Genomic DNA, 7961 nt, shown 5'->3' on the forward strand with positions numbered 1-7961 from the left:
TTCCAGATAATGGGCATTCCATTATTTACAAATATATCACTTGCTATTGTTCTTTGCAAGGTACTATAAAATTGTTAATAATGTGAATAGAAGGGAGTATTTTTGTACATTTTTAGGAGAGATATAAAATGTTATTTTAAGATAAACAAAAGGTTGTAAGCGTATTCTTTATAAGTTGTTAAAATAATGTCGAATTCATATTGTTGGAAAAATAATGCATTTGTAATATAATGATTACGATACTTCACCACATTAATTAACTAGGTGAAATGAAAATCTTTATTACACACATTATGAAATAAAGGGATGATTAGTTTGAGTACAGGTGTAAAAGCAAACGACGTGAAGACAAAAACAAAAGGAGCAGATCTTGTTGTTGATTGTTTAATTAAACAAGGTGTTACACATGTTTTCGGTATTCCAGGAGCAAAGATTGACTCTGTATTTGATGTATTGCAAGAAAGAGGACCAGAGTTAATTGTTTGTCGTCATGAACAAAATGCAGCATTTATGGCAGCTGCTATTGGTAGATTAACAGGGAAACCGGGCGTATGTCTTGTAACTTCAGGACCAGGGACATCAAATTTAGCGACAGGTCTTGTTACTGCGAATGCGGAGAGTGATCCCGTTGTTGCTTTAGCTGGTGCAGTACCGCGTACGGATCGATTAAAACGTACGCATCAATCTATGGATAATGCTGCACTATTCGAACCAATCACAAAATATAGCGTAGAAGTAGAGCATCCTGATAATGTGCCAGAAGCACTTAGTAATGCATTTCGAAGTGCGACTTCCACAAATCCGGGAGCTACTTTAGTAAGTCTTCCGCAAGACGTTATGACTGCGGAAACAACTGTAGAGTCTATCGGCGCGCTTTCTAAGCCACAGCTTGGAATCGCTCCCACACAGGATATTATATATGTAGTAGAAAAAATAAAATCAGCGAAATTACCCGTTATTTTACTAGGTATGAGAGCGAGTACAAATGATGTAACGAAAGCTGTTCGTAAATTAATTGCGGATACAGAACTTCCTGTCGTTGAAACATATCAAGCAGCTGGTGCGATTTCACGTAAGTTAGAAGATCATTTCTTCGGCCGCGTTGGATTATTCCGTAACCAACCAGGTGATATTTTACTAGAAGAGGCAGACCTTGTGATATCGATCGGTTATGATCCAATCGAGTATGATCCAAAGTTCTGGAATAAACTTGGAGATAGAACGATTATTCATCTTGATGACCATCAAGCAGATATCGATCATGATTACCAACCAGAGCGTGAATTAATTGGTGATATCGCTTTAACTGTAAATAGTATTGCAGAGAAATTACCGAAGCTTGTATTAAATACGGAATCCGAAGCGGTTTTAGAACGATTACGCTCGAAATTATCAGAGCAAGCAGAAGTTCCAAATCGTGCTTCAGAAGGTGTTACGCATCCACTTCAAGTCATTCGTACACTTCGTTCTTTAATTAGTGACGATACAACCGTTACATGTGACATCGGTTCCCATTCTATTTGGATGGCGAGATGTTTCCGTTCTTATGAACCACGTAGATTATTATTTAGTAACGGTATGCAAACGTTAGGTGTTGCACTTCCGTGGGCAATCGCTGCTACTTTAGTAGAACCGGGTAAAAAAGTAGTTTCTGTATCAGGTGACGGTGGTTTCTTATTCTCAGCGATGGAATTAGAAACGGCAGTACGTTTAAATTCTCCAATCGTCCATCTCGTTTGGAGAGACGGCACATATGATATGGTTGCATTCCAACAAATGATGAAATACGGCAGAACATCAGCTACAGAGTTTGGCGATGTTGATCTTGTGAAATATGCGGAAAGTTTCGGGGCATTAGGTCTTCGTGTCAATACACCAGATGAATTAGAAGATGTATTGAAAACGGCATTAGAAGCAGACGGCCCTGTCATTATTGATATTCCAATCGATTACCGTGACAACATTAAATTAAGTGAAAAATTATTACCAAACCAATTAAACTAATGGAGGCAGATTTGAGATGACTGTTGCGCACTTAATTGATATTGATGCAAAAAAAATGAAAACGAATAATGAAGTATATCAAACATCTACAATGCTTGCGCTATTAGACGGTATATATGATGGTGTGATTAGCTTTGAGGAACTAAAAGAACATGGTGATTTCGGCATCGGCACGTTTGATCAATTAGATGGTGAAATGATTGCATTTGATAATGAATTTTATCATTTACGTTCAGACGGTTCAGCAGAAAAAGTAGAACCAGAAGAAACAACACCGTTTGCGACTGTAACGTTTTTTGAAAAAGAAATGAGTTATGGGGTAGAGCGTCCGATGAATCGTGAAGAAGTTGAAGTGTTATTACATGAATTAATGCCAAGTAAAAACTTATTTTATGCGATTCGAATGGATGGTACGTTCCGTGAAGTAAGAACGAGAACTGTCCCAAGACAAGAAAAACCGTATACACCGCTCGTTGAAGTGACGAAATCACAGCCGATCTTTTCGTTTGAAAATACAGAAGGTACATTGGCTGGATTTTGGACACCAGATTACGCGCAAGGCATCGGTGTAGCTGGTTTCCACTTACATTACATTGATGATGAAATTCGCGGTGGTGGACACGTTTTTGACTATGTTGTAGAAAACTGTACGATCCAAATTTGTCAAAAAGCTCATATGCATTTAGCACTTCCGGAAACAGCTGATTTTATGACGGCTGAATTATCAAGAGAAAACTTAGAGGATAATATTGCGACTGCGGAAGGTGCAGAGTAAAAAGGGGAGCCGATTCGGCTTCCCTTTTATTTTGGATTAATCCCGATATGCGGAACAATGCTCATCAGAAATGGAATAGTTCTCTTTACCAGTTAAGGCTGATACTTCTATCAATTGATGTCCAAGCCCATCCCATACTGTAACAGTATATAAGGAGGACCATTCTATATTTCCACGAGCTAGTCGGAAAGAATAATAGTCGTTATCTGTTGTGACTAAAACTTTTTTGTAAGTGATTTTTTTCGTTTTTCTGTTTTGCAGAATAAGAACAAAGTCTAATTTATCTCCTTCTTTTGGAATTTGTAGTATTCTTGCTACAAACATTCCATTAGGATTTTTCTTCGTTTTAAATACTTTTTCTGATTCTATTTTTAGTTCAGGTTTGCCCCTCATAGTCTCTCCCTTTACATATGTTTATTTCTTTGAAACAAACGGGTGCCCTTCATAATAAAAACGCCACGGATAATGCACAGCTTCTTCGGCGTAGTCAATGTTAATACGTGGCCCTGCTGTTATTTTATATTGTGATGACATATGTTCTTCTTCTGGAACGAGTTCAATATGTAATGTATTACTTTGTAACGATACGCCGCGTTCTTCTAAAGTAATTCCGAGTGCACGGCATAGTTTGCCAGGGCCGTTTGTTAAATTTTTATACTGTGCTTTCGTAATGTCTGTTTTGTTGTAGCGCGCTAGTTTTATTTCTTCGATCCCATCTATAGGTTCAAGCGCTCGAATGAGAACGCCTTGCGGGGTGCCAACTGGCGCTGTAATAACGTTAAAACAATGGTACATACCGTAAATTAAATATACGTAAGCATGCCCTGGTGCACCAAACATGACTTCCGTACGATCTGTCCGTCTGCCGCCGTAACTGTGTGCGGCTTTGTCATCGGGGCCTTTATATGCCTCTACTTCTACAATGATTCCGCTTCGCTTTATTCCGTCTACAATATGAACAAGTTTCTGTCCGAGTAATTTTTTTGCGACTTCTAATGTATCGCCTTCATAAAAAGAAGGAGGTGCCTGCATTGTACTATCTCCTTTGCTAAGTGTATATGTATATAGTAAACCAAATTTTCAGTAGTAATTCTAACTCGTTCTATTTATCGTGTGTATTTCATAAATTATGGATAGAGTACAACAGCGAAGAGGGGGAGTGCGACATGATTTATCGCTTACTAGCTCTTAATATAGATGGGACACTACTATACAACAATGGAAAAATTGCAAAAGGATTACGAGAAACAATTGAATTTGTGAAAAGAAAAGATGTATACGTTACGTTATTTACGAGTCGTAATTTTCAATCCGCTCATAAAGTAGCGAAGGCGTTAAAATTAGATTCTATATTAGTGACACACGGTGGTGCTTTCGTTTCAGCAACGTTAGATAAGCCGTACGCTCAAAGAAGATTATCTGAAGAAAAGACTTTTAACATTGTGCAAGTGTTAGAGCACTTTGATTGTAACGTACGTATTTCTCATGAACGGTTTTCAATTGGAAATCGTGAGAGAAATACACCAAACTTAATTGCACGTACTGTGTTATCAAGTGCAGACCCGTTATTTTATCCGGTTCAATTTGTAGATTCGTTAGGTGATGCGCTTCGTGATCATCCGGTAGCGGCGCCAAAAATTGATGTTATTTTCCAAACAAAAGGTGAAAAAGAACGCGGGTTAAATACATTAAGAAAAGCGTTTCAAGATATAGAGTATGTTGAGTGTGATTCAAAACGAATAGAAATTTTGCCGCAAAATGTATCAAAGTTACGCGGATTACAATTGCTTGGAGAGCATTTAAATATTTCGCTAAATGAAATGGTTGCGATTGGAGATAGCATGGAAGATTTAGAGGTAATTGAAAATGTAGGTCTCGGGGTAGCGATGGGGAATGCGCCTGTAGAGGTAAAACAAGCAGCTGACTGGATTACACGTTCAAATAGTGAGAACGGCGTAGAGTACATGATTAAAGAGCATTTCCGCAAACAATTCCCGCTTCCGTTTTTGAAGAATCATAAAAATACACCGAAACAATGAAAGAAAAACGTAGCTTAGTAGCTACGTTTTTTTGTTGAACTTGTTAAAAGTAATGAAAGCGTTTTAAAATGTGAATTGTGTATGAAATTCATACAATTCACTTGAATCCTTTAGAAAACTAATGTAAAGTGGATGATGTTGCCAAAATAGTTACACCACATGAAATATTCTTCAGATTAATTTTGTTGAGCTCCCGTACGTAAAAACATTTCCGCATGATAGTTTAGTTCACGTATTATTTCAAAAATGAATTGTAGTAATTTTATTAATTAGTTGTAGAGTTTCTTTGTTGTATTTAAATGGATTATTTTAAGTTAATGTGAGTAAGACCTGGTACATATGATATGTACTTCTTTTTGTGATTTTAGGAATTTTAAAAGGGGGAATGAATTTCTTGAGGAAATCATTTAATCAAAAAGTAAAGAAAATAAGTAGTAGTTTAATAGTTGTATTACTAGTATGTATGAATTTTTTAATCCATTTACCATTTAAGGCAGAGGCGGCTACAACAGAATTAAAAGGTTTAGGTGATGTATCTTATTACAACGCCATCATTTTTGGAGATCATAGTGCAACGAGTGCGGATATTGAAGGTGCGATGGCTGTTCAAAAAAATATGAACGCAACAAGTTATACAGTCGTAGCGGCTGCAACTGGAGCGAACAACCTAGCTGGAGCAACTTGGGTAGATGAAGGATATCCATCATTATTACTAGGCGGTCAATTTAAGAAAGCGGGAGCAGGACAAGTAATTATTCAAGATGGAACAGTGGCGATGACAAAAGACGGTGACCCAGAAGGCGCAATGAAAACATCATATGACCGTATTTCTTACAAAGAACAAGCGGAGATTGATGCTAAGTTTAAAGAATTTAGAAAAGACGTCGATGGTGTAATCGGAGATGCGGGCCAATTACATACTGATAAGCCAAAACCTAATATGACCTTTGGAATCGGTGAAGATGTAAATAACCCTAATATTTATGTTTCTTCAGGCCAAAATGGAAAGAAAACATTTGATGTAAAAGACGTTTTTCTTCCGAATGTAGAGAATAAAGACTTTATTGTTATTTATTCAGATGCAGAAGAAGTGAGTTTTGGTGGCGGTGCAATTTTGTATGATACAAGAAATACTGGGATGGCGACAGATTTAATCAATACATCTCAAGCATACGACCCTAATTCATCTTTTACTGAGTTAGCTAGTAAGGTAATCTGGGTATTTCCTAACGCTACAAAGATAACAACTAAAGGTTATGGTGTAATAGGTAGTGTGTTTGCACCTAATGCAGTTGTAGAAACAAAAGGTGGTTCTATTAATGGACAAGCCTATGTTGGAGGCTTACACCAAAGAGATGGATTTGAGGTTCATAACTTTAAATTTAACTGGCCAAAATGGAATAAACCAGTAGCTGAAAAAGGAAATTTACAAATTAAAAAAGTTGATGCAAACGATGAAAAAATTGTTTTAAAAGATGCAAAATTTGAAGTTATAGATAAGGATAATACTGTTGTGGCTACTGTTACAACAAACGAAAAGGGTATTGCGGAAGTTAAAGACTTACCACTTGGTGATTATTTTGTAAAAGAAATTAGTGCACCAGAAGGATATGTAAAAGTTGATACACCAGTAAAAGTAACAATTGATAGTACAAACGTAATTGAACTTGTTATGAAGAATACGAAAAAAGTAGAAACTGGCCAATTTAAATTATTGAAAAAGGATAGTGAATCTGCTCAACTTCTACCAGGTGCAAAGTTTGATGTTATAGATAAAGATGGAAAAGTTGTTGAAACGATTATTACAGACGATAAAGGTGAAGCTTTATCGAAACAACTTCCAGTTGGAAATTATACATTAAAAGAAGTAGAAGCACCAAAAGGATATGAATTATCATCTAGTTCAGTTTCTGTTGATGTAGAGGCTAACAAAGTAATTACTGTAGATGTGTTGAATAAAAAGATTCCAGAAAAAGTAACGGGTCAATTTGAAATTGTGAAAGTAGATGCGGAAGATAAAACGAAAGTATTATCAGACGCAGAATTCGAAGTGTATAAAGATGGTAAGAAAGTAGATACGTTACGAACAGATAAAACTGGTAAAGTGATTTCTCAGAAATTAGAGCCAGGAACATACACATTAAAAGAAACGAAAGCACCACAAGGATATAAATTACTAAAAGAAGAAATTGAAATCGTTGTGGAAGCAAACAAAGTAGTAGAAGTACAAGTAGAAAATGCAAAAGAACTAGGAAGCCTACAAGTAATCAAAAAGGATGCAGAGAGTGGAAAAGTTCTAGCAGGCGCAGAATTTAAACTGAAAAACGAAGCTGGTCAAGTAGTTGGAGAAGCGAAAACAACGAATAAAGACGGCGTTGTGAAATTCGAAAACGTAGTGCCAGGAAAGTACACGTTAGAAGAAACAAAAGCACCGGAAGGATACAAATCAGTAGAAGTAACAGTGGAAGTAAACGTTGTAGCAAATGAAGTAGCAAAACAAGAAGTTACGAATGAAAAAGTAACGGGTCAATTTGAAATTGTGAAAGTAGATGCAGAAGATAAAACGAAAGTATTATCAGACGCAGAATTCGAAGTGTATAAAGATGGTAAGAAAGTAGATACGCTGAGAACAGATAAAACTGGTAAAGTAATTTCTCAGAAATTAGAGCCAGGAAAATACACATTGAAAGAAACGAAAGCACCACAAGGATATAAATTGTTAAAAGAAGAAATTGAAGTCGTTGTGGAAGCAAACAAAGTAGTAGAAGTACAAGTAGAAAATGCGAAAGAACTAGGAAGCTTACAAGTAATCAAAAAGGATGCAGAGAGTGGAAAAGTTCTAGCAGGCGCAGAATTCAGATTGAAAAACGAAAGTGGTCAAGTAGTTGGAGAAGCGAAAACAACGAATAAAGACGGCGTTGTGAAATTCGAAAACGTAGTGCCAGGAAAGTACACGTTAGAGGAAACGAAAGCGCCGGAAGGTTATAAAGCGCTAGAAGTAACAGTAGAAGTAAATGTTGTCGCGAATGAAGTAGTAAAACAAGAAGTGACGAACGAAAAAGTAACAGGTCAATTCGAAATCGTAAAAGTAGATGCAGAAGATAAAACGAAAGTATTATCAGGTGCAGAATTCGAAGTGTATA

Annotated in this window: 6 protein-coding genes; 4 read left to right on the top strand and 2 right to left on the bottom strand. The window is 36.6% G+C overall.

Going from position 1 to position 7961, the window contains the following annotated elements:
* The first annotated feature begins 315 nt into the window (after positions 1 to 315).
* Both alsS and alsD read left to right on the top strand, forming a co-directional pair.
* Entirely contained in the window at positions 316 to 2004 is a 1689-nt protein-coding gene (gene alsS, locus COK05_RS22370; protein WP_098614311.1) for an acetolactate synthase AlsS, read from the top strand.
* 16 nt (positions 2005 to 2020) lie between these two features.
* Positions 2021 to 2779 carry an alpha-acetolactate decarboxylase gene (alsD, locus tag COK05_RS22375; RefSeq protein ID WP_098614312.1) on the top strand — a complete coding sequence of 253 codons (759 nt, stop codon included), beginning with the start codon at positions 2021 to 2023 and terminating at the stop codon, positions 2777 to 2779.
* Between the two features lie 36 nt (positions 2780 to 2815).
* On the opposite strand, the gene COK05_RS22380 is transcribed toward alsD, so the two are convergent.
* Positions 2816 to 3172: a hypothetical protein gene (locus tag COK05_RS22380; RefSeq protein ID WP_098614313.1), complete on the bottom strand. Its 357-nt coding sequence runs from the start codon at positions 3170 to 3172 to the stop codon at positions 2816 to 2818.
* 21 nt (positions 3173 to 3193) lie between these two features.
* Positions 3194 to 3811, bottom strand: coding sequence for a DNA-3-methyladenine glycosylase (locus tag COK05_RS22385; RefSeq protein ID WP_098614314.1), 618 nt, complete (start codon positions 3809 to 3811; stop codon positions 3194 to 3196).
* A 134-nt stretch (positions 3812 to 3945) separates the two neighbouring features.
* On the opposite strand from COK05_RS22385, the gene COK05_RS22390 reads away from it, so the two are divergent.
* The gene (locus COK05_RS22390; RefSeq protein ID WP_098614315.1) at positions 3946 to 4818 is read left to right on the top strand and encodes a Cof-type HAD-IIB family hydrolase; all 873 of its coding nucleotides are present in this window, start codon (positions 3946 to 3948) and stop codon (positions 4816 to 4818) included.
* A 385-nt stretch (positions 4819 to 5203) separates the two neighbouring features.
* Positions 5204 to 7961, top strand: a 2758-nt coding sequence (locus COK05_RS22395) for an MSCRAMM family protein (protein ID WP_141539215.1), incomplete at its 3' end; no start/stop codon positions are given.

The organism is Bacillus cereus (genome assembly GCF_002567495.1).
Taxonomy (GTDB): domain Bacteria; phylum Bacillota; class Bacilli; order Bacillales; family Bacillaceae_G; genus Bacillus_A; species Bacillus_A cereus_AQ.

Excerpts from the sequence above, each read along its gene's own strand:
- alsD (WP_098614312.1), top strand. The coding sequence starts at position 2,021 with ATGACTGTTGCGCACTTAATTGATATTGATGCAAAAAAAATGAAAACG.
- COK05_RS22380 (WP_098614313.1), bottom strand. The coding sequence starts at position 3,172 with ATGAGGGGCAAACCTGAACTAAAAATAGAATCAGAAAAAGTATTTAAA.
- COK05_RS22385 (WP_098614314.1), bottom strand. The coding sequence starts at position 3,811 with ATGCAGGCACCTCCTTCTTTTTATGAAGGCGATACATTAGAAGTCGCA.
- COK05_RS22390 (WP_098614315.1), top strand. The coding sequence starts at position 3,946 with ATGATTTATCGCTTACTAGCTCTTAATATAGATGGGACACTACTATAC.